26 protein-coding genes and 1 tRNA gene are annotated in these 25624 nt (G+C 55.4%); 12 read left to right on the top strand and 15 right to left on the bottom strand.

Annotated features, from left to right (window positions below; genetic code table 11):
• Positions 1–9: 9 nt before the first annotated feature.
• Positions 10–1158 carry an aminotransferase class I/II-fold pyridoxal phosphate-dependent enzyme gene (locus GGE09_RS16485; protein ID WP_309747262.1) on the bottom strand — a complete coding sequence of 383 codons (1149 nt, stop codon included), beginning with the start codon at positions 1156–1158 and terminating at the stop codon, positions 10–12.
• Between the two features lie 89 nt (positions 1159–1247).
• On the opposite strand from GGE09_RS16485, the gene GGE09_RS16480 reads away from it, so the two are divergent.
• The 5 genes from GGE09_RS16480 to aat all read left to right on the top strand — a co-directional run bounded on the left by GGE09_RS16480 (position 1248) and on the right by aat (position 6016).
• Entirely contained in the window at positions 1248–2582 is a 1335-nt protein-coding gene (locus tag GGE09_RS16480; protein ID WP_309747261.1) for a M48 family metalloprotease, read from the top strand.
• Between the two features lie 11 nt (positions 2583–2593).
• Positions 2594–3349: a DsbA family protein gene (locus tag GGE09_RS16475; RefSeq protein WP_309747260.1), complete on the top strand. Its 756-nt coding sequence runs from the start codon at positions 2594–2596 to the stop codon at positions 3347–3349.
• A gap of 163 nt (positions 3350–3512) precedes the next feature.
• Positions 3513–4016: an acetyl-CoA carboxylase biotin carboxyl carrier protein gene (gene accB / locus GGE09_RS16470; protein ID WP_309747259.1), complete on the top strand. Its 504-nt coding sequence runs from the start codon at positions 3513–3515 to the stop codon at positions 4014–4016.
• Positions 4017–4032: 16 nt separating this feature from the next.
• Entirely contained in the window at positions 4033–5382 is a 1350-nt protein-coding gene (gene accC / locus GGE09_RS16465) for an acetyl-CoA carboxylase biotin carboxylase subunit (protein WP_309747258.1), read from the top strand.
• A gap of 4 nt (positions 5383–5386) precedes the next feature.
• On the top strand, positions 5387–6016 hold the full coding sequence (gene aat / locus GGE09_RS16460) for a leucyl/phenylalanyl-tRNA--protein transferase (RefSeq protein ID WP_309747257.1): 630 nt from the start codon (positions 5387–5389) through the stop codon (positions 6014–6016).
• A gap of 19 nt (positions 6017–6035) precedes the next feature.
• On the opposite strand, the gene GGE09_RS16455 is transcribed toward aat, so the two are convergent.
• The 3 genes from GGE09_RS16455 to GGE09_RS16445 all read right to left on the bottom strand — a co-directional run bounded on the left by GGE09_RS16455 (position 6036) and on the right by GGE09_RS16445 (position 7305).
• Positions 6036–6422, bottom strand: a complete 387-nt coding sequence (locus tag GGE09_RS16455) for a DUF2155 domain-containing protein (RefSeq protein WP_309747256.1) — start codon at positions 6420–6422, stop codon at positions 6036–6038.
• Positions 6419–6865, bottom strand: a complete 447-nt coding sequence (gene mlaD, locus GGE09_RS16450; RefSeq protein ID WP_309747255.1) for an outer membrane lipid asymmetry maintenance protein MlaD — start codon at positions 6863–6865, stop codon at positions 6419–6421. Before mlaD ends, GGE09_RS16455 begins: the two co-directional genes overlap by 4 nt.
• Positions 6866–6930: 65 nt before the next feature.
• Positions 6931–7305, bottom strand: a complete 375-nt coding sequence (locus tag GGE09_RS16445; protein WP_309747254.1) for an NADH:ubiquinone oxidoreductase subunit NDUFA12 — start codon at positions 7303–7305, stop codon at positions 6931–6933.
• Between the two features lie 194 nt (positions 7306–7499).
• Between GGE09_RS16445 and GGE09_RS16440 the strand changes: the two genes are divergently transcribed.
• Positions 7500–8156 carry a YdcF family protein gene (locus GGE09_RS16440; RefSeq protein WP_309747253.1) on the top strand — a complete coding sequence of 219 codons (657 nt, stop codon included), beginning with the start codon at positions 7500–7502 and terminating at the stop codon, positions 8154–8156.
• 14 nt (positions 8157–8170) lie between these two features.
• On the opposite strand, the gene GGE09_RS16435 is transcribed toward GGE09_RS16440, so the two are convergent.
• From GGE09_RS16435 to GGE09_RS16415, 5 genes are all read right to left on the bottom strand, one after another.
• The gene (locus GGE09_RS16435; RefSeq protein WP_309747252.1) at positions 8171–9973 is read right to left on the bottom strand and encodes an ABC transporter transmembrane domain-containing protein; all 1803 of its coding nucleotides are present in this window, start codon (positions 9971–9973) and stop codon (positions 8171–8173) included.
• 53 nt (positions 9974–10026) lie between these two features.
• Positions 10027–10100: transfer RNA gene (locus GGE09_RS16430), tRNA-Gly, on the bottom strand.
• Between the two features lie 146 nt (positions 10101–10246).
• Positions 10247–11383 carry a Gfo/Idh/MocA family oxidoreductase gene (locus tag GGE09_RS16425; RefSeq protein WP_309747251.1) on the bottom strand — a complete coding sequence of 379 codons (1137 nt, stop codon included), beginning with the start codon at positions 11381–11383 and terminating at the stop codon, positions 10247–10249.
• On the bottom strand, positions 11383–12438 hold the full coding sequence (locus GGE09_RS16420) for a sugar phosphate isomerase/epimerase (protein ID WP_309747250.1): 1056 nt from the start codon (positions 12436–12438) through the stop codon (positions 11383–11385). Before GGE09_RS16420 ends, GGE09_RS16425 begins: the two co-directional genes overlap by 1 nt.
• Before the next feature lie 66 nt (positions 12439–12504).
• Positions 12505–13362 carry a sugar phosphate isomerase/epimerase gene (locus GGE09_RS16415; RefSeq protein ID WP_309747249.1) on the bottom strand — a complete coding sequence of 286 codons (858 nt, stop codon included), beginning with the start codon at positions 13360–13362 and terminating at the stop codon, positions 12505–12507.
• A 317-nt stretch (positions 13363–13679) separates the two neighbouring features.
• Between GGE09_RS16415 and GGE09_RS16410 the strand changes: the two genes are divergently transcribed.
• From GGE09_RS16410 to GGE09_RS16395, 4 genes are all read left to right on the top strand, one after another.
• Positions 13680–14567 carry a sugar phosphate isomerase/epimerase gene (locus GGE09_RS16410; protein ID WP_309747248.1) on the top strand — a complete coding sequence of 296 codons (888 nt, stop codon included), beginning with the start codon at positions 13680–13682 and terminating at the stop codon, positions 14565–14567.
• 75 nt (positions 14568–14642) lie between these two features.
• On the top strand, positions 14643–15812 hold the full coding sequence (locus GGE09_RS16405; RefSeq protein WP_309747247.1) for a mandelate racemase/muconate lactonizing enzyme family protein: 1170 nt from the start codon (positions 14643–14645) through the stop codon (positions 15810–15812).
• Position 15813: 1 nt separating this feature from the next.
• Positions 15814–16509 (top strand): FadR/GntR family transcriptional regulator, encoded by a 696-nt coding sequence (locus GGE09_RS16400; protein WP_309747246.1) that lies wholly within the window; start codon positions 15814–15816, stop codon positions 16507–16509.
• A 17-nt stretch (positions 16510–16526) separates the two neighbouring features.
• Positions 16527–17513 carry an NAD(P)-dependent oxidoreductase gene (locus GGE09_RS16395; protein WP_309747245.1) on the top strand — a complete coding sequence of 329 codons (987 nt, stop codon included), beginning with the start codon at positions 16527–16529 and terminating at the stop codon, positions 17511–17513.
• Between the two features lie 3 nt (positions 17514–17516).
• On the opposite strand, the gene GGE09_RS16390 is transcribed toward GGE09_RS16395, so the two are convergent.
• The 6 genes from GGE09_RS16390 to GGE09_RS16365 form a co-directional block, all read right to left on the bottom strand.
• Entirely contained in the window at positions 17517–18584 is a 1068-nt protein-coding gene (locus GGE09_RS16390) for an ABC transporter ATP-binding protein (RefSeq protein ID WP_309747244.1), read from the bottom strand.
• Positions 18584–19684 (bottom strand): ABC transporter ATP-binding protein, encoded by a 1101-nt coding sequence (locus tag GGE09_RS16385; protein WP_309747243.1) that lies wholly within the window; start codon positions 19682–19684, stop codon positions 18584–18586. The genes GGE09_RS16390 and GGE09_RS16385 overlap by 1 nt, the downstream gene beginning before the upstream one ends.
• Positions 19684–19896, bottom strand: a complete 213-nt coding sequence (locus GGE09_RS16380; protein ID WP_309747242.1) for a hypothetical protein — start codon at positions 19894–19896, stop codon at positions 19684–19686. The genes GGE09_RS16385 and GGE09_RS16380 overlap by 1 nt, the downstream gene beginning before the upstream one ends.
• On the bottom strand, positions 19893–20855 hold the full coding sequence (locus GGE09_RS16375) for a carbohydrate ABC transporter permease (RefSeq protein WP_309747241.1): 963 nt from the start codon (positions 20853–20855) through the stop codon (positions 19893–19895). The genes GGE09_RS16380 and GGE09_RS16375 overlap by 4 nt, the downstream gene beginning before the upstream one ends.
• A 1-nt stretch (position 20856) precedes the next feature.
• Positions 20857–21762, bottom strand: a complete 906-nt coding sequence (locus GGE09_RS16370; RefSeq protein ID WP_309747240.1) for a sugar ABC transporter permease — start codon at positions 21760–21762, stop codon at positions 20857–20859.
• A 96-nt stretch (positions 21763–21858) separates the two neighbouring features.
• Complete coding sequence (locus GGE09_RS16365) at positions 21859–23169, bottom strand: extracellular solute-binding protein (RefSeq protein WP_309747239.1); 1311 nt, start codon at positions 23167–23169, stop codon at positions 21859–21861.
• A 399-nt stretch (positions 23170–23568) separates the two neighbouring features.
• Here GGE09_RS16365 and GGE09_RS16360 point away from each other — a divergent pair, with 399 nt between their 5' ends.
• Together GGE09_RS16360 and GGE09_RS16355 are read left to right on the top strand one after the other, a co-directional pair.
• Positions 23569–24774, top strand: coding sequence for a Tm-1-like ATP-binding domain-containing protein (locus GGE09_RS16360; RefSeq protein ID WP_309747238.1), 1206 nt, complete (start codon positions 23569–23571; stop codon positions 24772–24774).
• Positions 24775–24778: 4 nt separating this feature from the next.
• Positions 24779–25624, top strand: a complete 846-nt coding sequence (locus GGE09_RS16355; RefSeq protein WP_309747237.1) for a phosphoenolpyruvate hydrolase family protein — start codon at positions 24779–24781, stop codon at positions 25622–25624.

Genomic DNA, 25624 nt, shown 5'->3' with positions numbered 1-25624 from the left:
AGTGGGCTGTTAGCTGCGGGCAGCCATAAACGCTGCCAAACGGGTCAATCCTTCGCGAATATCCGCTGTCGAGCGGGCATAGGAAAAGCGGATGGTCTGATGGCCGCGGTGGGGATCGAAATCCAGACCGGGGGTTACGGACACGCCCGCATCGCGCAGGATTTCGGCACAAAACGCCGCGCTGTCGTCCGACCAGCGGGAAATATCAGCATAGACGTAAAACGCCCCGTCCGGTGGGGCGATCTGATCAAAGCCCATTTTGGGCAGTTCCTCCAGCATCAAACGGCGGTTTTCGGCGTAAACAGCAAAGTTTTGCGACAGTTCGGATTCTGCCTCCATCGCGCCAAGGGCGGCGACTTGGGCGGCGTGGGGGGCGCAGATGAACATGTTTTGCGCCAAACGTTCCACCGCGCGCACATGGGATTGGGGCACAACCATCCAGCCAATCCGCCAGCCTGTCATGGAAAAATACTTGGAAAACGAATTGATCACAAACACATCGTCGCTGATTTCCAGCGCACTGACCGCACGGCCTTCATATTGGATGCCGTGGTAAATCTCATCCGAAATAAAGGCGATATCCTGTTCAGTGCAGTGATCCATCAGGATTTTCAGCGCCGCCTTATCCAGCATGGTCCCCGAAGGATTTGCGGGGCTTGCCACCAGAAGACCTGCCAAGTCTTTTTCATTTTCAACGTCTTGCAGGCTGGGTTGAAAGCGGTTTTCAGCGCGGGTTTGAATGCCAACAGGGTCCAACGACAGGGCTTTCAGGATGTTACGATAACTGGGATAGCCGGGTTCGCCGATGGCAACCCGCTCGCCTGCGTCAAACAGGGTGGTGAATGCCAGCGTGAACCCTGCCGAAGATCCTGCGGTCACCACGATACGGTCGGGCGACACGGTCACGCCGTACCAATCCTGATACAGCTTCGCGATGCGGGCGCGCAGATCGGGGCGGCCCAAAGCAACCGTATAGCCCAGCGAATCCTGCGCCATTTCCGTTGTCAGCCGATCCCGCGCAGTTTGGGGGGCTGCCGTGCCGGGCTGACCCACTTCCATATGAATGATGGACCGCCCCGCCTCTTCTTCGCGCCGCGCTGCCTCCATCACGTCCATCACAATAAAGGGATCAACCGCGCCTCTGCTTGATATCCGCATGAAATCTCTCCTAAGGTTGGTCCCGACTTGCGCAGTTTGTTTCAGGCGGGTAGCGCGCCGTCAATAGCCACAAGGATTGTGCCGATTTGATGCGACTTACCCCCATTATCCCTACATTCGTGGCTATTTTTGCGCTGATGCAGGCCCAAATGGCCACAGCGCAGGGATTGATCCGTGACGCAGAAATCGAACGGACGTTACGTCTGGTCCTGCAACCTTTGCAAAAATCCGCAGGCATTGGCGGAACGCGGGTGGATATTTTTGTGGTAAATGATCGTTCGCTGAACGCTTTTGTGGCGGGCGGGAACAATATTTTTCTGAACTCTGGGCTGATCCGCAAGATGAAATCGGTGGAAATGTTGCAAGCGGTGATGGGGCATGAACTGGGCCATATCACGCAGGGCCATCAAGCGGCGCGGGCAGCACATCTGGCGTCTGCGCGCACAGCAGCGGGGATCGGGCTGGCCATCGGGGTTGCGGCGGCGGCGGCGGGGGGCGGCATCGGGGTGGCGGCAGGCTTGCAGGAAAGCCTGCGCCGATCGGTTTTTGCCTTTACCCGTTCACAAGAAAGCGCGGCGGATCGCGCGTCTATTCGGTATATGCAGGGGGCTGGCGTTTCACCCCAAGCGGCGGTTGAGGTGTTGAACATCTTTAAAGGCCAAGAAGCGCTGACCATCAACCGCCAAGACCCCTATGTGCTGACCCACCCACTGACGTCTGATCGGATCGCGCGGATGAAAGCGGCGGCAGCGGCCTATAAAGGCAGTCCAAGCAAGCAGTCTGACGGGATCAACTATTGGTACGCACGAATGCTGGTGAAGTTTAACGGCTTTATCGGCAACCCCAGTTACAATCTGCGCCATGTAAAAGACATAGGCAGTGCAGAGCTGCAAACACTGGGACGTGCCATTGCCTATCACCGTATTCCCAAGCCGAAACAGGCCCGTAAGGAAATCGATAAGCTGGTAAAAATGCGCCCCAATGACGCCTATTACCATGAATTGCGCGGGCAGATCCTGTTGGAAAGCGGTGATGCGCGCAGCGCTGTGGGCAGTTATCGCCGTGCGGCGCAACTGGGCCCGAAAGAGCCGCTTGTTCTGGCAGGTTTGGGGCGGGCTTTGCTGGCCAATGGGTCGGGCGGTTCATTGAACGAGGCGCTGGATGTGCTAAAAAAGGCCTATGCCCGTGATCCCCGTGACAGCAGCACATTGCACAGTCTGGCGCTGGCATACGCGAAATCCGGCCAACCCGGGCAGGCTTCGGTCGTGACGGCAGAACGCTATGCGCTACAATCTAACTTTCGTCAGGCGATGATTCATGCCAAACGGGCGCAGGGGTTGTTGCCCCAAGGCACAACCGGCTGGCTGAAGGCGGATGACATCCTCGCCATCGGGCGAAAACTCGACACTGGGAAAAAGAAATGATCGGACCTTCAATGAAAACTCTGAAAATTGCCGCACTGATGGGCGCCCTTGCGATTCCCGTTTCGGGTCCAGTTGCGGCCTCTGATCTGGACAATCTGACAGCAGAAGAACGCGCCTCCTTCCGCGAAGAAGTTCGCGCCTATCTGTTAGAGAACCCCGAGGTGCTGATGGAGGCGATACAAGTGCTGCGGGATCGCGATGCACAGGCCGAATCGCAGGCCGATGACCAGTTGCTGTCCCAAAACGCTGAAGAAATCTTCAACGACGGAGTGTCCTTCGTGGGCGGCAATCCGGACGGCGACATCACCATTGTCGAATTTTTGGATTACCGATGTGGTTATTGCCGCAAAGCCCATACGGATGTGGCAGAGTTGCTAAAGGCTGACGGAAATATCCGCTTGATTATCAAAGAATTTCCGATCCTTGGCGCGGATAGCGAGGCGTCTTCGAAATTGGCGACAGCCACGCTGCAACACTATGGAGGTGACGCCTATTACCGACTACACGATGTGTTGATGACCTTTAAAGGGCCAGTGAACCCGCAGACCATGCCAGCGATTGCCAAACAAGCGGGCTTTGATTTTGCACCGCTGGCGGATTTGATTGAAAGCGATGCGGTCGCGGATCATATTGCGCGCATGCACGCCTTGGGTCAGACCTTACAAATCACCGGAACCCCTTCTTTTGTTATTGAAGACACCATGTTGCGCGGGTATCTGCCTTTGGCCGATATGCAAACAATCGTCGCGCAAGTGCGTGCAAACTAAAACAAACTAAGATGTGCAGAGGCGCGCCAAACAAGGCGTGCAACTGCGCATACACCAAGCCGCGCGGTCTGGCACACTCTGTGCTTTCACCGCGTTAAAAAACATCCTATATAGACGGATACGTCTGCACTTAGACAGACGCCCACAGGTTAAGGACCCCTTGATGTCAAAAAAACACCAAGACGCCGATGTCGCCTTTATCGAAGCGCTCTCTGATCTTGTTACACAAAAAGATCTGGCCGAAATTCAGGTCAAACGGGACTATGATGACAATTCAAGCCTGAATGTCCGCGTGACGCGCTATGCAGCGACAGCAACAGTTTCAGCCCCCCAAGCCGCCCCGGCACCGCAGGCACCAGCGGCCCCTACAGCCCCTGCTGCAGGATCACCAGCAGCACCGGTTGCGGCTGCGTCCAATGATCCGTCTGATGATCCGGGTGCAGTGCCTTCGCCGATGGTTGGTACAGTGTATCTGCAACCCGAACCGGGGTCTCCGCCCTTCATCACTGTTGGTGCAAGCGTATCCGAAGGTCAGACTTTGATGATCGTCGAAGCGATGAAAACCATGAACCAGATCCCCGCCCCGCGGGCTGGCACGATCAAACGCATCCTTGTCGACGACGGCAGTGCAGTCGAATTCGGCTCGCCGCTTGTCATTATCGAATAACCAAAGGTCGTCGCTTATGTTCTCTAAAGTCCTCATCGCCAATCGGGGTGAAATTGCGTTGCGCGTTATTCGCGCCTGTCAGGAACTTGGTATCCAGACCGTTGCCGTTCACTCTACCGCCGACAGTGACGCCATGCATGTGCGCATGGCAGATGAGAGCATTTGCATCGGCCCGCCGTCCAGTGCCCTATCTTATCTGAACATTCCGGCGATCATTTCGGCCTGTGAAATCACAGGTGCCGAGGCTGTACATCCGGGGTATGGCTTCCTGTCTGAAAATGCGCATTTTGTGCAAGTTCTGGAAGATCACGACATTAAGTTCATCGGCCCGACAGCGGAACATATCCGCATTATGGGCGACAAGATCACCGCCAAACACACCATGCGCAAACTGGGAGTGCCTTGTGTTCCCGGCTCTGAGGGCGGTGTGGATACACTGGCGGAAGCCTATAAAATATCCGACGACATGGGCTTTCCTGTGATCGTCAAAGCCACGGCTGGCGGTGGCGGGCGTGGCATGAAACTAGCTAAAACCCGTGACGATCTGGAAGATGCGTTTCACAATGCACGTTCTGAATCCAAGGCGGCTTTTGGCAATGACGAAGTCTACATCGAGAAATACCTGACCCTGCCGCGTCACATCGAAGTGCAGGTTTTCGGCGATGGCAAAGGCCGCGCGGTTCATCTGGGGGAGCGGGATTGCTCTTTGCAACGCCGTCACCAGAAAGTCTTTGAAGAAGCCCCCGGCCCGTGTATTTCCCCTGAAATGCGCGAACGGATCGGTAAGACCTGTGCGGATGCTGTGGCCGACATTAACTATGCTGGCGCTGGCACGATTGAATTTCTGTATGAAAACGACGAGTTCTATTTCATCGAAATGAACACCCGTTTGCAGGTTGAACACCCCGTAACCGAGGCTATTTTCGGCGTCGATCTGGTCAAACAGCAAATCCGTGTGGCTTCTGGCGAAGAGATGTCTTTCAAGCAGGAAGAACTGACCATCAAAGGCCACGCCATTGAGGTACGGATCAACGCGGAAAAACTGCCGAATTTCAGCCCCTGCCCTGGTACAATCACACAGTTCCACGCACCAGGTGGTCTGGGTGTACGGATGGATAGCGCGCTTTATGCAGGTTACAAAATCCCGCCCTATTACGACAGTCTGATCGCAAAACTGATCGTCACAGGCACCACACGTCAGGCCACGCTTGCCCGTCTGCACCGCGCTTTGGGCGAACTGATTGTGGACGGCGTTGACACCACGATTCCGCTGTTCCACGCCTTGTTGCAGGAACCCGATATCCAATCAGGGGATTACGATATTCACTGGCTGGAACATTGGCTGGAAGCGCAAAATCCAGCCTGATCCCGTGACCGAGGTTACTCCAGAACTGCTGCTGCAAGCCTATGCCAGCGGTGTTTTCCCAATGGCAGACACCGCTGAAAGCAAGGCGATTTACTGGGTGGACCCGACGGATCGGGGCATCATTCCGCTGGACGGGTTTCATGTATCTAAATCGCTGGCCAAGGCGATCCGCAAATCGGATTACGTGGTGCGGATCGACAGCGATTTCGCCCTGACCCTGCGCCACTGTGCCGACCGCGAAGAAACATGGATTAACGCGGAGATTTTCGATCTCTATTGCCAGTTGCACCAGATGGGCATGGCCCACTCGCTTGAAGTGTGGCGCGAGGATGCGATGATTGGTGGCGTTTACGGGGTGACCCTTGGCACCGCGTTCTTTGGCGAGAGCATGTTTTCAACGGCCACCAACGGGTCCAAAATTGCGCTAAGTTTTCTGGTACATAGGTTGCGTACTGCGGGGTTTACCCTGTTTGACACCCAGTTCATCACCCCCCACCTGCAAAGTCTAGGCGGCGTTGAAATTCCGCGTGCCAGCTATCACAACTTGCTGATCGACGCTTTGCAAGCCCGTGCAGACTTCACCGATGCCCAAACGCCAGATGCGGCCAGCTTGTTGGCAGATCTAAGGGGTTAGACAGGCTGGTGTGGTGAGCTTACTCGCTAGGGGCTGCGTCTTTCAGCTTGCAGCGCAAAACCCAGACATCGTAGCGCGGATGTTCTAGCGCCGAAAGCGCCGGGCTAGAGGCGATCATCCAGCCTTCAAAATCCGGCTCTGCTTCACGCACATCGCGGATCACCAGAAAGGCAAAGGCATCCGCCGAAATATTGCCCGCAGGATAGCGGCAATCTTTGGCAGTGATCATCAGCCGTTCATAAACGGTCGTATCCCCAACCGCGAGGTCGATATCCTCAACCTCTCCGGTGATGGTATCAAGCGCGCGCAGTTGCACGATGTCACCGGGTTTGGTGTTGATGGCGTTCTGTGCCGATGCAAAAGCGGGCGCAATCAGCGCCGCGCAAAGGGCCGCGATCAGCTTCATTCAGATGAGCCGCTCACGAACTTTAGCAAAAGGGAAATCAGGCTGACAGAGCCTTGGGTGTCCAGCAATTCGCCGCCGTCTTCTAGGTTGAATTCTGATCCACCCGGCACGATTTCCACGAAATTCCCACCCAGCAAGCCTTCGGAAGCAATCACAACCGAGGAATCATCAGGCAACACGATGCCTTTTTCCACCGCCATTGCGGTTTCGGCGCGAAAGCTGGTGGGGTTCAAATCCAGCGCCGTTACTGTTCCGATTTTCACGCCTGCCAGCCGCACATCCGTGCCAAGGGAAACCCCCTGAACCGAGCGGAACGACGCTTTGACCGTGTAACTGTCCGTTGAATTGCCAACGCCAACGGCATTGGCCGCATAATACAAAAAGCCGGTCGCTGCGATAAGAACCACGGCGCCAATTGCTGTTTCTGCTGCACTGTTTGCCATATTGGCCCCCTATCTAGCCGTCAGTTGTATCAGTTTAATCTAACGGTTTTGCACACTGCCAAGGATTACTCGGGCTGCCATGCTTCGTAATCAGCCCGTTTTACCGTTGTGTCAGCCCGCAAACTGCCGCTGGGCACATAGGCCATTGCGGTGCCTGTCAGGTTTTCCAGATGGTCTTTTTCCCAAACCTTGCGGGGCAAAGGGGATTCTGTCGGGGGATCTTGATAGGTTTGGTGCAGCCAACCGTGCCAAGCAGGTGTCACGCGGCTGGCCTCTGCCTCGCCGTTGTAAATAACCCAGCGACGGGTGCCATCCTTGTTTTGGTAGAACTGGTTACCCTCGTCATCCATGCCGACTTTGACGCCATTGCGCCATGTCCAGAATTGGGTGTTCAGGGTCTGGCCGTTCCACCAGGTAAACAATCGCAGGATAGAATTCATCGCTTTACTCTTTTGCTCCAACCGCATCAGGCTGACATCCAGCCTTGGCTTAGGCCAGATTTCATGAGGTGCCTCCCCGAAACCGAGTGTTGGCTGGGTGGCACCTGTCACTTGTCTAGCTGTGCCTTATATGGCCTATTCAATGCGACGCGTCCAGCCTTGGGCGTGCGTTTTAAAGCCGCAAAGGAGATTGCGTGGCGCTTCTTCGCTTCATACGGCGTTTGATTGCTGGTTTTGCCTGCCTGTACCTGCTGACCCTGGCCTTTGTGTTCGGGTTTGCCGCCCTGCAACCCTTGTGGGAACCCATTGATCCCAAAGCGGATTTGATCGTGGTTCTGGGGGGCGGTATTTCTGGCGATGGCACGCTACACCGTTCCACAAGTGTGCGGGTAGATCGTGGGGTTCAGCTGTTTCTGGACGGGGCTGCCGATAAAATCCTGTTCACGGGGGGATCAGCGTTTACAGGCACGCCGTCAAACGGGGCGCAAATGGCTTTGCGGGCACTGGCACAAGGCGTTCCGCAATCCGCGATCCTGACCGAGGAATATTCCCAATCCACATTGCAAAACGCTTTGTTCAGTCGCGCCGACTGGGCCAACGCAAATCACATCATTCTGGTGACTGAGGGCTTTCACCTGCCCCGCAGTTGGGCCAGTTTCAAGGTGATGGGGGCCGGAAAAATCGCCCTGGTCCACGCCCGAAAATTTCGCGGTGACAATATCGCGGGTGGCATGCGTATGGTGATCCGCGAGTCACTGGCCTATTGGTTCAATGCCACGCGGTTTATTGTGTGGAAGGCCAGCAGCCTGACCCCCATGTCCCAAACTGATCGGGATGCGTTGTTGTATTAAATCTGTCGCAAACCCTAGTCGGGATCATCCAAACCTGCGGTGAATTGCAGCCGTGCCAGACGGGCGTAAAGCCCGCCTTCTGCCACCAGCGCATCGTGGGTGCCTTGGGCCACAACCTTGCCCCCGTCCAGAACGATAATCCGATCTGCCCGTTTAACCGTCGCCAACCGATGGGCCACAATCAAAGTGGTGCGATCCGCTGACAGTTTATCCACCGCCAATTGCACCGCCCGCTCGCTTTCGGCATCAAGTGCCGATGTGGCCTCATCCAGCAGCAACACAGGAGCGTCGCGCAAAATGGCCCGTGCAATGGCAATGCGCTGTTTTTGACCGCCTGACAGCATCACGCCCCGTTCGCCTACAAAGCTGTTATAGCCACCGGGCAATGCGCTTAGGAATTCATCCGCAGCGGCGGCTTTGGCAGCAGCGATTACATCTGCGTCACTGGCATCAGGCCGCCCGAAACGGATATTTTCCATAGCCGAGGTTGCAAAGATCACCGGATCTTGGGGCACATAGGCCAGATGTTGACGAAAGGCGTCCCGTTGCAGGGTGGAAATATCCAGCCCGTCCAGTTGCACCTGACCTGCATCCGGATCAAAGAACCGCAGTAACAGCTGGAATACTGTGGATTTCCCCGCCCCCGAAGGCCCGACCAGCGCCACGGTTTCCCCCGCTTTGATATCCAGCGTAAACCCGTCGAGGGCTGGCACCTGCGGGCGTGCAGGATAGCGGAAAGTAACGTCATCAAACCGCACAGCACCTGTAACGTTTTTTGGAAGTACGGCCCCGTTCTCAGGGTCCTGAACAGTATCTTCAGCAGTCAGCAACTCCACCAAACGCTCAGTCGCGCCTGCGGCTCTTTGCAACTCGCTCCAGATTTCGGACAGCGCCGCGACCGCGCCTGCGACCAGCACCGCGTAGATCACAAACTGCACCAGCGCGCCCGTGCTCATCAGATCGGCCCGCACGTCCCGTGCGCCCATCCATAAAACCCCGACGATGCCCGTGAAGATCAGGAAAATAACGATGACTGTGGTGATGGCCCGCGCGCCGATCCGCTGGCGCGCAGCTTCAAAGGCTTGTTCGGTCAGGCCGCTAAACCGTGTGCGGCTGATAAATTCATGGGTAAAGGCCTGCACCGTGGTCGCCGCCAGCAGGGTTTCGGATGCATTGGCAGAACTTTCAGCGATCTTGTTCTGGTTTTCACGGCTCAGCTTGCGCACACGGCGCCCCAGCACCAGAATCGGCACCAGAACAAAAGGCACCAGCAGCAAAACCGCCCCTGTCAGCTTGGCCGATGTGAACATCATCAGCACCAGACCACCAAAGAAAATCAGCACGTTACGCAGAGCAACAGAAACAGACGACCCGATCACAGACAGGATCAGCGTGGTGTCCGTGGTAATGCGGCTTAGAACCTCACCCGTCATAACTTTGTCAAAAAACGCAGGGCTCATGCCGATCATTTTATTGTATACGGCCATGCGGATATCCGCCACGACCCGCTCGCCCAATCGGGTTACAAAATAATAGCGAAACCCCGTCCCCACAGCCAAAAGGGCTGCGATTCCAATGGCGGCAGCGAAATATTTGTCCATCAACTCGGTCGAGCCGGTTGAAAACCCGTCCACAACGCGGCGCACCGCCAAGGGCAAAATCAGTGACAGACTGGCCGTAACCACCAGCGCCAGCCCCGCAAGGGCCATCATCACACGATAAGGTTTCAAATAGGGGGCAAGCCCGCGCAACGGCCCAACAGTTTTAGACTTTTCACGGGATTGCGGGTCGGTTGAAAGGCTCTGATCCTGGGCCATGCATACTCCGGCGGTCCGCATTATCCCACCCGAACACAGTATTAGGGTGGTTTTGGAGCGGGTAGCGGGAATCGAACCCGCGCCTTAAGCTTGGAAGGCTCTTATGATACCATTTCACCATACCCGCGCCGAGTTTCAGGTACTATTTCATAGCTGCGAAATGGTCAAGAAACAGTTTGCATAAAGAATTGGAAAGGCTGCTCTTTCGTGAAGAAAAGCTGGCCTTTGCCTGCACCTGTCTGAAAACCTGTGTAAAATTTGCCTTGATTATGCCTAGGGAAGGTCAATCCACACGGCATTGCGCCCTGATGATCGCACGCAGGCGTCGATGAATTCGACTCCTTTCAACCCGTCGTGGACTGTTGGAAAGATCACCCCATCTGGCACGGGATTGCCTGCGCGGTGGGCGATGATGGCCTCGGCAGCCTCATTATAGATAGTGGCGAACCCTTCAAGATATCCCTCGGGATGGCCTGCAGGGATTCGGGAAACGCGGCCCGCGGCCGCACCAGATCCTGCGCCGCCCCGTGTGATCAGGCGTTTTGGCTCGCCAAATGGTGTGTACCACAGGTAATTCGGATCCTCTTGGGAAAACTCTATCCCGCCTTTGGTGCCATAAACCCGCAGCTTGAGGCCGTTTTCATTGCCGGGCGACACTTGCGAACACCACAGCATCCCGCGTGCGCCCCCTTTCCAGCGCAGCATCACATGGGCGTTGTCATCCACCCGCCGCCCCGCAACGAAATTCTGCATGTCAGCAGACAACGATTCCAGTTCCAGCCCCGTCACAAAGCACGCCAGATTATAGGCATGCACACCAATATCCCCAATCGACCCGCCTGCCCCGCTGCGGGCTGGATCGGTGCGCCAATCGGCCTGTTTGTTCTGAACCTCTTCGGTCATCCAATCCTGTGGGTATTCCGCCTGCACCACGCGGATATCGCCGAGTTCGCTATTGGCAATCATCTCACGGGCCTGCCGGATCATCGGAAATCCGGTATAATTATGGGTCAGCACAAACAACGCATCGGATGCTTCGGCAGCTTTGACCAGTTTCTTGGCTTCGGCCAGCGTCGAGGTCAGGGGCTTGTCGCAAATCACATGAATGCCCCGCTTTAGAAATTCACGCGCCGCAGCGTAATGAACGTGGTTCGGGGTGACGATAGATACCGCTTCAATGCCGTTTTTCAAACGAGCCTCACGGATCGCCATTTGTTTGAAATCATCATAGGTACGATCTGCCGCCAACCCCAGTGCCGCGCCTGATGCTTGCGCCCTTTCCGGGGTGGCGGACAGCGCACCAGCGACCAGTTCAAAGCGGTTGTCAATCCGCGCGGCGATGCGATGCACCCCACCGATAAAGGCGTCATTTCCGCCCCCCACCATACCCAAACGAATACGATCTACCATCAGTCAATCCCCAGCATTTTACGGTTCGCCGCGTCATCAGCGCCCGCCCCCGCGAAATCATCAAACGCCCGTTCGGTCACACGTATAATGTGATCCTTCACAAATTGCGCCCCTTCGCGTGCGCCGTCTTCAGGGTGTTTCAGGCAACATTCCCATTCCACCACAGCCCATCCGTCAAAATCATTTGCTGCCATTTTGGAAAAAATCGCCGCAAAATCAACCTGCCCGTCCCCAAGCGAGCGGAACCGTCCTGCGCGATTAACCCAAGATTGATAGCCCGAATATACCCCCTGACGCCCCGTTGGGTTAAACTCTGCATCTTTGACATGGAACATTTTGATCCGGTCTTTGTAAATGTCGATGTTATCAATGTAATCAAGGCATTGCAGCGCATAGTGTGATGGATCGTACAGCATGTTACAGCGGGCATGATTGTCTACGCGCTCCAAAAACATTTCGAATGTGACCCCGTCATGCAGGTCTTCGCCGGGGTGGATTTCGTAACAAATGTCTACACCGTTATCTTCGGCATGATCCAGAATCGGACGCCAACGGGCGGCGAGTTCATCAAAAGCGGCCTCGACCAGACCTTCGGGGCGCTGTGGCCAAGGGTAGATATAAGGCCACGCCAGCGCACCGGAAAAAGTGGCATGGGCCGTGATACCCAGATTGTTGGAGGCGGTGATCGCCTTTTTCACCTGATCCACCGCCCAAGCCTGCCGCGCCTTGGGATCGCCATGCACGGACGGATCCGCAAACCCGTCAAATGCTGTGTCATAGGCGGGATGTACGGCCACCAACTGGCCCTGAAGGTGGGTGGACAGTTCGGTTATTTCGATACCGTTTTCTGCGGCTTCACCCTTTAACGTATCGCAGTAATCTTTTGATGTAGCTGCCTTTTCCAGATCGAAAATACGCGCGTCCCAGCTGGGGATCTGCACGCCTTTATAGCCACAATCAGCGGCCCATTTGGTGATGGATTTCCAACTGTTGTACGGCGCCTCGTCGCCTGCGAATTGCGCCAGAAACAAGCCCGGTCCTTTGATGGTTTTCATGATAGTTCCTCCCTCGGAATGGCCTGTGGCCACAGTTTTGAATCACTTGTTGTTAAAGATTTGGGGTCAGGTCAGCCCTGCCTTGGCCATAGCCTCGCGGATATGTGCATAGCCGTCTCGATAGACCGCAGCCGGAGATTCGGCGAAATCGCGCCAGACTTTGGTGGCAGCGGCAAGATCGGGCAGACCACGGCCAAAAGCCTCGATGGTTAACCAATCGTCATAACCGATTTGTTTGATCGCGTTGAAGGTTTCCTCCCAAGGGATATTGCCTCGCCCAGGCACGCCACGATCGTTTTCAGAAATATGGATATGGCTGATCACGTCTTTGTGGCGGGTCAGGGCAGCGATCGGGTCGGTTTCTTCGATATTGCAGTGAAACGTGTCATACATGGCGGTGATATTGGGGTGGTTTATGGTGCGGATATGACCGCAAAGCGCATCCATTGTGTTGACCAGATAACATTCAAACCGGTTCAGCGCCTCTAGCCCGATGACCACCCCGCGCCGTGCGGCAAGATCACCAATCTGGTGTTGGGTTTCGATGAAATGGCCGATTTCGGTTTCCGTCGGACCTTGCCCCGTGAAATGCCCTAATGTGGAATGCAGCGGGCCGCTGATTTGTTCGGCCCCCAAGGCTTCGCAGCATTCAAGCGCCCAGTCCAGATGGGCCACCCCCGCCTGACGGACACTTGCATCCGGTGAAATCAGGTTCATCTCGGGATCGCCCATGGCCGCCACGGCCGTGCAATCCAAACCCAAAGACTCCAGCATTTTGGCCGTCGTTTGAAAGTGATCAGGATTACCTGCAAAAATCGGTATTTCCACCCCATCAAACCCCACCTCTTTGATAGAGGCCAGAATTGATTCATGTTCAGGTCCGATATGTGTGGTCCATAAAAACATACACATGCCAATTTTCATTTTCTCTCCCTTTTCTGCCCCGAACCCCAAAAACCCGAGACTCACCCTGCACCGCAATCTGGTCATACCAAAATTTCCTTATTCAGAAAAGTCTATTAATCAGCGATGCCTGCTTGATTCCTGATTTCATACATATAAAATTGGGCCACATCGCCAATAATGCAGAAAATCATGGGATAATTCCCACGCGCAAGCCTCTTGACCCTCTTTTGAAATGAGTGCTAACTGGTCTAACCAATTTTGAAGTGCCTATCCCTCCCATTCAAGACAGACGACGGGGGATTGCAGGCGAAAGATATATCCTTGGGAGGACCACAATGCATCTTTCAACACACAACTGGATGCGGGCGGAACCGTTGGAAACAACAGTGCGCCGGATCAAGCAATACGGCTATGAAAGCATCGAGATTTCGGGCGAGCCGGATCAATATGATACCAAAGAAACCCGCGCCCTTTTGAAAGACACCGGCATGCGGTGTTGGGGGGCGGTGACGCTGACTTTGGGGGAACGCAATCTGGCGGCCAAGGATCAGGGGCAGCGGGAACGCTCGGTTGATTATGTGAAAAGCGTGTTGACCATGGTGTCCGAACTGGAAGGTGAAATCATCACTCTGGTGCCAGCAACCGTTGGCAAGGTTGTGCCCGATGGCACCCCAGAGGAAGAATGGAAATGGGTGGTGGATGCCACCCGGGAATGTTTCCACCACGCGCAAAAAGTCGGTGTGAAAATCGCGGTAGAGCCGTTGAACCGATTTGAAACATATCTGTTCAATCGTTGTGCGCAGGCGCTGGCCTTGGCGGATGCGGTCAGTCCGGAATGCGGTGTCTGTCTGGATGCGTTTCACCTCAATATCGAAGAAGACGATATTTATGATGCCATTCGGCTGGCAGGGGATCGGCTGTTTGATTTCCACGTGGCCGACAACAATCGCTTTGCCGCGGGGCTTGGTCATCTGGACTGGCCCAAAATCGTCGGCACCTTGAAAGAGATCGGCTATGACGGCGCCTTGACCAATGAATTCGTCGCGCCGTTGGATCGCACCCCTGCCGCGCCCTACCCCGATATGGTTGAAAAGAACCCTGTCGATATTTCCCCCGAGCAGTTGAAATTCATCGAGGACCACGGGTCATCCCTGCTGTCCGAAGAATTTTACGCCCGCCAGATGGAAATCACCGCAGAGACCCTTTTACCCCTGATGAAATAACACAGGGGTCAACAGGACACCCGGGCGCGGCTTCTCCCCCTGCGCCCGGGTCACAGCTTTACCAAAGGACGTTACATGCGCATTAAGTCAGCACAGGCATGGTGGGTTCAAATCCCCATTGAAACCGACCAACAGCACGTCAGCGATTTCGGACGCCTGCGCACCTTTGACGCGGCCATTTTACGGCTGGAAACCGACGACGGTGTTGTCGGCTGGGGTGAAGGCAAGAATGCGGCAGGCAGTGCTGGCAATTACGGCACGCTGGTGCATCTGTTAAACACCGAATTCGGCCCGCGCGTGATTGGCCGCGACCCTGCCGATGTCAGCTTCATCTGGGAAGACTTATACAACGGCGTGCGGGCAGAAAAATCCGCCGTTTCAGGCCACTCCATGCCCGATTTCGCCCGCCGCGGCATGTCTGTCGCCGCGATCAGCGCCATTGATATTGCGCTTTGGGATATTCTGGGCAAGGCGGATAACAAACCTGTCTGGCAATTGCTGGGCGGGCGTAAGGCGGACCGGATGCAGGCCTATGCCTCTGGCGGTTGGGCCGATAAGGATAACATCGGCGAGCAGTTACAATCTTATATCGATACGGGCGGGTTTCGCGCAGTGAAAATGCGCGTCGGCGCGATGGATTCATCCCCTAACGGATCAGCCGAGCGGGTTTTGGCCGCCCGCGCCGCCCTTGGGCCGGACATTGATCTGATGGTGGACGCCCATGGCACCTTTACCGTGGCAGGCGCAAAACGTTTTGCCTATCTTAGCCGCGATGCAGATCTGGCCTGGTTCGAAGAACCGGTCACAGGCGATGACAAACAAGGTATGGCCGAAGTTCGCGCCGCCACCCATATCCCGATTGCCGCAGGTGAATCCGAAGCAACCCGTTACGATTTCCGCGATCTGGCCACATTTCGCGCCGCAGATGTGTTCCAGCCCGACCCCGCCAATTGTGGTGGCATTTCCGAAGCCATGAAAATCGGCACTTTGGCCAGCGCCTTCAACCTGCGCATGGCCCCGCATCTTTGGGCTGGTGCGCCCTGTTTCTTTGCGGGCTTGCAGGTCTGCGCAGCATCACCGGCAGCGTTTACGGTGGAATTTTCGCTCGGGGCCAACCCGATGATCCATGATCTGTCAAAAGCGCCGGTCACCGTGTCAGATGGCATGATTGCAATTCCCGAAACACCGGGTATAGGGTTGAATATGAACGAGACGGCGATAAAAGCCTACGCAATACAGGGGTAAAATGCAGGAAAATCAGTTCCTTCCCAAGCTGGCCAGCTACCTGTTGACGGTGGCCAAAAACAACACGGGCAAAGCACCGTCCGAACGGGAATTGGCCGAATATTTTGAAGTCAGTCGCGGCCAGATCCGCGAGGCATTGGCCATCCTTGAAGCGATGGAGCTGATTGAAAGGCGGGCCAAGTCCGGCATCTATGTCAAAGAAGACCAGCACGGCATTGAACAGATGGCCTTTTATGCCCGCGCGGGCATCCCGCTGGAACCCATGCAAATCTACGAAGCCGTGGAAGTGCGCAAAATCCATGAAATTCAAGCGGCGGAACTGGCGGCGGAACGGGCCACCGAAGAAAACTACGAACGCCTGCGCGAGATTTTAGACCAGTCAGAAAAGCGCATTCTATCGGGTGAAGGGCTGGCCAAACTGGACCATGACTTCCACCTGGAAATTGTCCGTGCCACGCAAAATTCCATTTTCCATAACATTTGCACTACGTTTTACGTGCTCAGCGAAAGCCGCCTACCGGTCTATTTTGAAAAAGAGGAACGCAGCCGTAAATCCCACGCGGATCACATGCAAATTTTTCAGGCCTTGGTAAACCGTGACGGCGCCTTGGCCAAAGCCTTAATGAATTCTCACCTGCGCAATGCCCGCAGCTATTGGACCGAACTTCTGGAACCGGGCAGCGACGAATTATCCTGAAAACAACCGAGGTTTCTATGCCCGATACGCCGTTGATCTTTTCCACCCACAGCCTGCACCCCGAAGTCAGCCGCGATCTGGCTAAAATGGGCACCCTGAAAATCGCCAGCGCCCCTACCCCCGCAGCTATTCTGGAAGAAAGTGTCGGGGCCAATATCATCGTGGTGCGCGCGCCGATCCCTGCCGAAATTATCACCCGTGAAGCTGGTTTGATGGCCACGGTGCGCCACGGCGCGGGGATGGATATGATACCTGTTGATGTCTGCACTCAGGCGGGTGTTTTGGCAACAAATGTGCGCGGGGCCAATGCGGTGACAGTGGCGGAACATGCCATCTGGTCGGCCATGTCGCTGCTGCGCAAAAACCCGATGGTAACAAAGGATATGGCCTCAGGGGGGTGGGAACACGGACGGCGTCACGCAAACAGCGGGCGCGAGATTTCAGGCCGCACCCTTGGGATTTTGGGCTTTGGCAACATCGGGGCAACGCTGGCGGGCATGGGGAAAAACGGCTTTGGCATGACGGTGATTTCCCACACCCGCAGCCCTGATAAGTTGCCGCGCGGTGTTGCGGCGGTTTCCCTGCCTGACCTGTTGGCGCAATCGGATGTGCTGGTTCTAAGTTGTCCTTTGACCGATGAAACCCGTGGATTGATCGACGCAAAAGCCATTGGCGCGATGAAACCCGGTGCAATTCTGGTGAATGTGTCACGCGGGGCTGTGGTGGATGAAACCGCGCTGATCGACGCGCTGCAAGCGGGGCATTTGGGCGGTGCGGCGGTGGATGTTTTCACCACACAGCCGCTGCCCGACGACCATCCGTTTTTACAGCAGGATAACGTGGTTCTAACCCCCCATATGGCAGGCATCACCGAAGAAAGCATGTTGCGTTTGGGGCGCAAAGTGGTTGAAATCACTGGGCAAATCCTGAACGGGGATACCCCTGACAATCTGGTAAACCCAGAGGTATTACCAGCCTATCAGGCGCGGTTCCCCGCGCCTTAGGGGTCAGGAATAGGCCAGATTCATTCCGCTGGCCTGATCGAACAACAGCACTTTATCGGCTTTCCAACCAAAACGGATCGCATCATCCAGCGCAACTTTCATTTGCGCGGAAACTGTGGCGTGCAGGCGATTTGACCCTACATCAATGGTCAGAATTTTCATCACCCCGTGGTCTTCGATATCAAAAACGCGCCCCTCTACTGGTGCGCCGCTTTCAAGGATCAGGTTTTCCGGCCGCACGCCGAATTTCAGCGGCTGCCCCGCGGTTGCGCCATTTGCAGTCACAGGCAGGCTAAAGCCCGCATCCATCATCGCGGTGCCGCTTTCCAATGTGCCATTCACAAGGTTCATCGGCGGCGTTCCCACGGAACCCGCAACAAAAGTGTTTAACGGATTATTGTAAATCTCCGACGGGGTGCCGACCTGCACCAACTGGCCTTTGTTCAACACCCCGACCTTATCCCCCATGGACATGGCCTCAATCTGGTCATGGGTCACAAAGACAAAGGTCGCGCCCAACTCGCTGTGCAGTTTTTTCAATTCCACCCGCAAAACATCGCGCAGATTGGCGTCGAGCGCAGACAGGGGTTCATCCATCAGGAACACGCGGGGCTGGCGCACAATGGCCCGCCCGATAGAAACCCGCTGCATTTCACCGCCCGACAGTCGTTCCACCTTACGATCCAGCAGGCGGGTGATTTGCAAGGTCTCGGCGGCTTTTTCCACCCGTTCCTTGATCTGGGCGGGCGTGAAATTCTGGGTGCGGGATTTCAGCGGAAATTCCAGATTGCCCCGCACGGTCAGGCGCGGATACAGCGAATATTGTTGCAGCACCAAGGCCACATCCCGCTGCGCCGCGTTCCAGTTGGTTGCATCAACACCGTCGATTAACACCTTGCCTTCATTGGGTTCTTCCAGTCCGGCGATCACCCGCAATGTCGTGGTTTTCCCAGCACCCGTTTGCCCCAGCAGCACAAAGAATTCACCGTCTTTGATTTCCAAATCAAGATTGCGCAGAGCGCGGTTTTGGCCGAAATTTTTGGTAATACCCTGCAGCGTAATATTGGCCATCACTGTGCCCCTTTCAGGTTCAATCCGGTTGTCACATCAAAGAAATGGGCCTGTGCAGGGTCGATGTTAACAAACACGTCTTGGCCCTCGCCCTGAACAAATCCGCTTTCGGTACGGGCCCGCAGAACCGTGTTTCCGACCTGCACATCGACGATGTCATGACTGCCGAGCGGTTCGATATTGCTGGTTTTCGCCGCAAAATATCCAGATGCGGTGGTGTGAGACAGCAAGACTGCCTCTGGCCGCACGCCCAAGGATACCGCCGCGCCAGTGTTACGCACGTGGTTAATCAACCCCTCGGGGAAATGAAACCCTGTCTCTGCCCCGCCGATATGGACCGAGGATGCGCCGTTGCTGCCTTGAAACGCGGCGTCTGCAATGTTCATCACGGGGCTGCCGACAAATTTCGCCACAAACGCATTGGTAGGGTGCAAATAGACCTCATCCGGCGGGCCGACTTGCTGCAAAACCCCGTCGTGCAGGATTACGATGCGATCGGCCAGTGACATGGCCTCGACCTGATCATGGGTCACATAAACCGAAGTAGAGCCGCGTGAAATATGTAAGCGTTTGATTTCAGCACGCATTTGTTCGCGCAGCTTGGCGTCGAGCACGCCGAGCGGTTCATCCATCAACAGCGCTTTGGGGCGGCGTACCAACGCACGCCCGATGGCCACCCGTTGCATATCGCCACCGGACAGACCTGATGGTTTGCTGTCCAAATGGTTGGTGATCTGCAGGATTTCTGCGACCTCATTCACCGCTTTTTCCCGTTCAGCTGCGCCCATACGCACTGCACGCAGGGGAAACGAGATGTTTTCCCGCACCGTCATATGGGGATACAAAGAAAACGACTGGAACACGAAAGCGATATCGCGGTCCGCCGCTTTTTTGTCTTGCATTTCAACGCCATCAATCAGGATTTGCCCCGAAGTGACCGTTTCCAGCCCCGCAATCGCCCGCAAAGCGGTGGTTTTCCCGCCACCTGATTGCCCCAGCATCACAACAAATTCGCCGTCCTCAATCGTCAGGTTCAGATCCTTGAGCACTTGATGAGACCCAAAAAACTTTTGAATGCTGCGCATGTCTATTTGGGCCATCAGTGCGCCTCCTCTTCGTCGTCTAGGTGGGGGGGCATTGGCGGCGCTATTTTCGATGTAACCAGAAAACTGACCAGCCCGAACAGGGTCATTGTCAGCCCGTAGCGGTGGAAAAATTCACTCCACGGTTGGCAAAGCGCGACAATTCCAAGGATCATCAGCGTCTGTGCGCCAGGGGCAAGAAAGCGGGTGTTAAACTCTCGAAAGCTCATTTGCGGATTGCTCCAAATGACATGCCACGCAGCAAGTGATTGCGCAGAAGGAAGGTGAAAATCGCCACGGGGATCAGGAACAGGAAGGTGCCTGCTGCGATCACGGTCCAGTCTGGCAGGCCAGAGCCCACCTGTGACGGAATATAGGGTGGTGCGGTTTGGGCGTTGCGGTTGGTCATGATCAGCGCGAAGGCGTATTCGTTCCATGCGGTGATGAAACAGAACACGGCGGTTGCGGCCATGCCGGTCAAAGCCTCTGGCACCACAACTTTGAAGAAGGCTTGGATGCGGGTGTAGCCATCCACAAGGGCTGCCTCTTCGTATTCGCGGGGAATTTCGTCGATGAAGCCCTTCATAATCCAGACCGCAAAGGACAGGTTAAACGCAGTGTATAGGATGATCAGGCCCATATGGGTGTCGTTCAGCCCGACCACGCGGTACATCAGGAACATGGGGATCGCCACCACCACAGGGGGCAACATACGGGTGGACAGGATGAAGAACAGCCAGTCGTCCTCCCCCGCGACTTTGAAGCGCGAAAACCCGTAGGCGGTTAACGTGCCCATAGAAACTGCCAGCACGGTGGAAATGATCGACACAATCAGCGAGTTTTTGAACCTGTCGCCATAGCCTGACGACCGCACCTCGCCTGTTTTGGCGTTGCGCACGACCTTTTCGCCGCCGTCAAACACCATTTGCTCCCACCACGGGGCGGCATCGTATTCTTCTTGGCTGGGCTGTTCGCGCAGCTGCGAGCGTTTGGTGAACAATTTCACAAAAGGCGAAACTGTGGGTTCATACATCACCGTGGGCGGAATGGTTGTAGCCAGATTGCGCGGCTTAAAGGCTGTGGCGGCGATCCAGTAGATCGGCGTCAGCATGATGATCAGGGCAACGAACACTGCGGCAATCGCGGTGCGGTTCGTCCATTTTTCGCGGGAAGTCTGAACGCCAGCCATATTATCGCGCCTTCACTTTATTGAGGTATTTCACATAGATATTGGTAATCGCCACCACCATAATCAGCACAATATAAGCCAGCGCCGAGGACATCCCCGTCTGCCATTCCTGAAACGCCATCTTGTACAAACGGATCGCAATCAGTTCGGTTGTGGGCTGTGACGACAGAACGTAAGCCAGATCAAAGGTCTTAAACGCCTCCATGGTGCGAAAGATGATTGCAATCATCAGGATCGGTGCGACCAGTGGCAGGGTGATGCGGAAGAAGGTGTAAATACTGCCTGCGCGGTCAATCTCGGCGGCTTCGTACAGGTGTTTTGGCACAGCAGACAGGCCAGCCAGTGACAGCAGCATCACAAAGGGCGACCACATCCAGATATCGACAATGGCGATGGCCCAAAGCGCCACATCAGGGTCGGCCAGCCATTCGAATTTACCCAGCCCAAGGAAGTAGTTAATGATGCCAAAGTTCGGGTCGTACAGCAGTTTCCAGAACAGGCCCACAACCGCCATGGACAGCATCATCGGCAACAGCAGCAACGTAGTGATCAGCCCTTTGGCGGGGATCGCGCGGTTCAGCAACATCGCCAGACCAAAGCCGACAATCACCTGCCCTGTCACCGAAATCAGCACGTATTTCGCGGTGATGGAAAAGTTCTTCCAGATGAACGGATCACTTAACAATTCGCGGTAGTTTTGCAGGCCGATGAATTTGGCAGGCTGGTTAGTCGATGCACGAAAATCCGTGAACGAATACCCAAGCGAATACAACAGCGGGAAAATGTTAAAGATAATCAGAAACGCGATTGTGGGAATGATAAACAGGTTTCGGATCGACAAATCACTTAACCCCTTAGAGGCCGCATGTGAGTTTGGATCAAGCCGGGTCATAGTATGCGTCGGCACAGGGGTATCCTTTTTCGCTTATTGGTCTGAAAATCTATCGGCTGGGACACAAAGGGCGCCGCAGCGCCCCCTGTCTTTGCCTAAGGGTAGCGGGGTTTATTCGCCGCGTCCGTATTTCTTGAATGTTGCAGTCCAATCCGCAGCCAGCGCATCAAGGGTTTCCTTGGCAGTACCTTCATCGCCCACAATGAACGGATACAGACGTTGGTTGGCCGAGGTCAGCAATTCCGCAAATTCAGGCACCGCCCAGAAATCCTTAACCTTGAACATGGTCTGGTAAAACGCCTCGTTATACGGGGTCGCTTTGCGGAACTCTTCGGATTCCAGAACCGCAGCACTGGCTGTATAGCCGCCCAGTTCTGCCCAGCGTTTTTGGGTCTCATCCTTGATGAACCATTCCAGAAACTTCATGCTTTCTTCTTGGTTTTGCGAATATTTCACCACTGAAATGCCCTGTCCACCCAAAGCCGCATGTTGCGCGCCTGTGGGACCGGCGGGATTGGCAAAGAAGCCTGTGTTGGCCGCATGGGGGTTAGACGCCTCGTTCAACAGCGCGGGAAAAAACGCGAAGTAGTTCATGGACATGGCCACCAGACCTTCGGTAATGGCCTGATTGTTTTCCACAAAGAATGTCTTTGCCCAACCCGGAGGTGTGTAGGAATACAGTTTCTTGTAATCTTCAAGCGCCTGAACCGCCGCATCAGAATTGATGTAACCTTCCACCTTATAGGTTTCGAAATCCCCCAAATCCGCACCATATGAGAAGATCGCGTTTTCAACGCCCATCACCATCGCATCATAGGAATTGTCAGTGTAAACCGCGACGCCGTAACGGTTTTCGTCCGGACGATGGAAGAATTCGGAAATATCCATCAACTGCGCCCATGTGGCAGGTGGTGCCAGATCATAGCCGTATTTCGCCTTGAAGGCTTCCATTTCAGCCGGATCTTCAAACCAGTCCTTGCGATAGGACCAGCCCACGGCGTCCCCCTCGGCAGGAATCGCCCAGTATTTGCCGGAATTGCCAGGATATTCAGCGTAATATTTCACGGTGGCTGGGGCCATCACCTCGGCCAGATTATGCTCGATGAAGAAATCCGTCAGGTCCACATAATGCCCCCCTTCGGAGGCCGCGCCAAGCCACTGGCTGTCCCCGACGATCATGTCGTAGGCGCTGCCACGAGCGTTGAACTCGGTAAAGGCTTTGGTTTGGAAATCGGCCCAAGGGGTGGTTTCCACCGTCACGGAAACCCCTGTTTCGGCTTCGTATTCATTTACAAGCTCTTGCAAAAAGTTGGCAGGGTCCCATTCGGCCCAAAAAATTACCAGATCTTCGGCTGCGGCGGATGTTGCCATCAGGGCTGACAGTGCAACCCCTGCCAGCATGCCACTGATTTTACGTTTCATTTCATAATCCTCCCGTTTTGATTTTGGTCTTCGACTTAAGCGTTGGTCCCTAACTTTGCGGCTCTTCCTTTTACAGTGCATCCATCCCTTGCACCGATTTGGAAGTATTATTGTCTTTATGGTATTTTTGGTAATACCAGATGCGGCAGTGAGTCAAGCGATTGTTTCGACCAAACCCAGGGATGCAAGGTGGCCCATAACAACCTAAAAACCTCAATTATTTTGCAAGTCATGCGGTTTTCAGCTAAAAGTATTTTTCCCTTTCTGGCGAAAAAAACAGTTTACGACTCGTTTATAATTTGACCATTCTGGCCAGACCAGATTAGCAAGTAGCCCAAGTCTGGGGATTTTAGTGGAATTGTAATTGGCAAGGCAGCGGCACGAAGGCGAAGACGTAACATGGCGAAACTTTATCTGGTTGGAACCTATGACACCAAAGCCGAGGAACTGACCTATCTGGCAGCAATCTTGCGCCGCGGGGCAATGCATGTGGTGACAGTGGACCTGTCTGCGCAAAGTTTCGGCCCAGAGGCTGATATTTCCGCCCATGACGTTGCCGCCTTTCACCCCAAAGGGGCAAACCATGTGCTGGGCGGCACAGATCGCGGCCACGCGGTTGCGTCCATGGGGGAGGCCTTTGGCATTTTCTGTAGCGCCCGCCAGAACGACATTGCCGCCATCATCGGAATTGGCGGCGGGGGCGGTACAGCCATGATCTGCGAGGGGCTGCGCGCCCTGCCCTACGGCGTGCCCAAACTGATGGTCTCGACCCTCGCTTCGGGGGATATGGCGCCTTATGTGGGCACTTCGGATACAATTGTGATCCCTTCGGTGACCGATCTGGCAGGGCTGAACCGCCTAAGCCGTAATATCCTGCATAACGCGGCTCAGGCGATTTTGGGTATGGTGGCCAGCCCCTACGTGCGCCCGATCGCGGAAAAACCCTCCATCGGTTTGTCCATGTTCGGTGTGACCACGCCCTGCGTCACCCAGATCACTGCCGCGCTGAACCAAGACTATGACTGTGTGGTGTTTCACGCCACAGGCACAGGCGGGCGCACCTTGGAAAGCCTGACTGACTCTGGTTATCTGACGGGCGTGTTGGACATGACCCTGACCGAGATCGCGGATGAGGTTGTTGGCGGGGTACTGCGTGCGGGACCGGATCGTCTGGGGGCCGCCGCGCGCGCGCAACAGCCTTGGGTCGGGTCTTTGGGTGCGCTTGACATGGTGAACTTTTGGGCGCCGGACACTGTACCAGACCAGTTCAGTAACCGTCTGTTTTACAATCACAATGCAAATGTAACCTTGATGCGCACCACGGCGGTGGAAAGCGTGGAGATCGCCAACTGGATTGCCAAAAAGCTGAATGCTTGTCGCGGCCCGATCCGCCTGTTGATTCCCGAAGGCGGGGTGTCAGCACTGGACACCCCCGAAGGCCCATTCTGGAATCCTGATGCCAATGCCGCCCTGTTTGACACGCTACATTCCCGCGTGAAGCAGACCGCCAAACGCCAGATCATTCGCAGCCCCCATCACATCAACGACGCAGCTTTCTCCGCGCTGGCCGTGCAAACCTTCCAATACCTGATAGAGGATCGTTAACCCCATGCCCTTCATCCCAAAAGCCGACATCCTAGGCAGATTCCAAACCATGATCGCAGAAAACCGCCCCATTATCGGCGGCGGCGCAGGCACTGGCCTATCTGCCAAATCCGAAGAAGCCGGCGGTATTGATCTGATCATCATCTATAATTCGGGCCGTTACCGTATGGCGGGGCGCGGGTCGGCGGCGGGGTTGCTGGCCTATGGCAATGCCAATGAAATCGTCAAGGAAATGGCGGTCGAGGTGCTGCCCGTGGTGCAGCACACCCCCGTTCTGGCAGGTGTGAACGGCACCGATCCTTTCATCCTGATGCCGCAGTTTCTGGCTGAACTAAAGGCCATGGGATTCTCTGGCGTGCAAAACTTTCCCACCATCGGCCTGTTCGACGGGGCCATGCGGCAAAGCTTTGAAGAAACCGGAATGGGCTATGGGCTAGAGGTGGATATGATTGCGATGGCGCATGACCTTGGCCTGTTGACCACGCCATATGTATTCACCCCCGATGAAGCCATCGCCATGACCAAAGCGGGTGCTGATATTATCGTCGCCCATATGGGGGTGACAACTGGCGGGGCGATTGGCGCAACCTCGGCCAAGTCTCTGGACGATTGTGTCGCGGAAATCGACACCATCGCCGCCGCCGCGCGCTCTGTGCGATCCAATGTGATTGTGCTGTGTCACGGCGGGCCGATCAGCATGCCGGATGATGCGGCCTATGTTCTGGCCCACTGCGATCAATGCCACGGCTTTTATGGCGCCAGCAGTGCCGAGCGCTTGCCAGCCGAGGTTGCCATCCGCGACCAGATCAAGACCTTCAAAGCCATTGAAATTCCGACAAAAGGACGTTGA

Source organism: Roseobacter sp. N2S, from assembly GCF_031454055.1.
GTDB lineage: Bacteria > Pseudomonadota > Alphaproteobacteria > Rhodobacterales > Rhodobacteraceae > Amylibacter.
The sequence above is the reverse complement of the archived record's forward strand: the minus strand, read 5'-3'. Positions and strand labels throughout refer to the sequence as shown.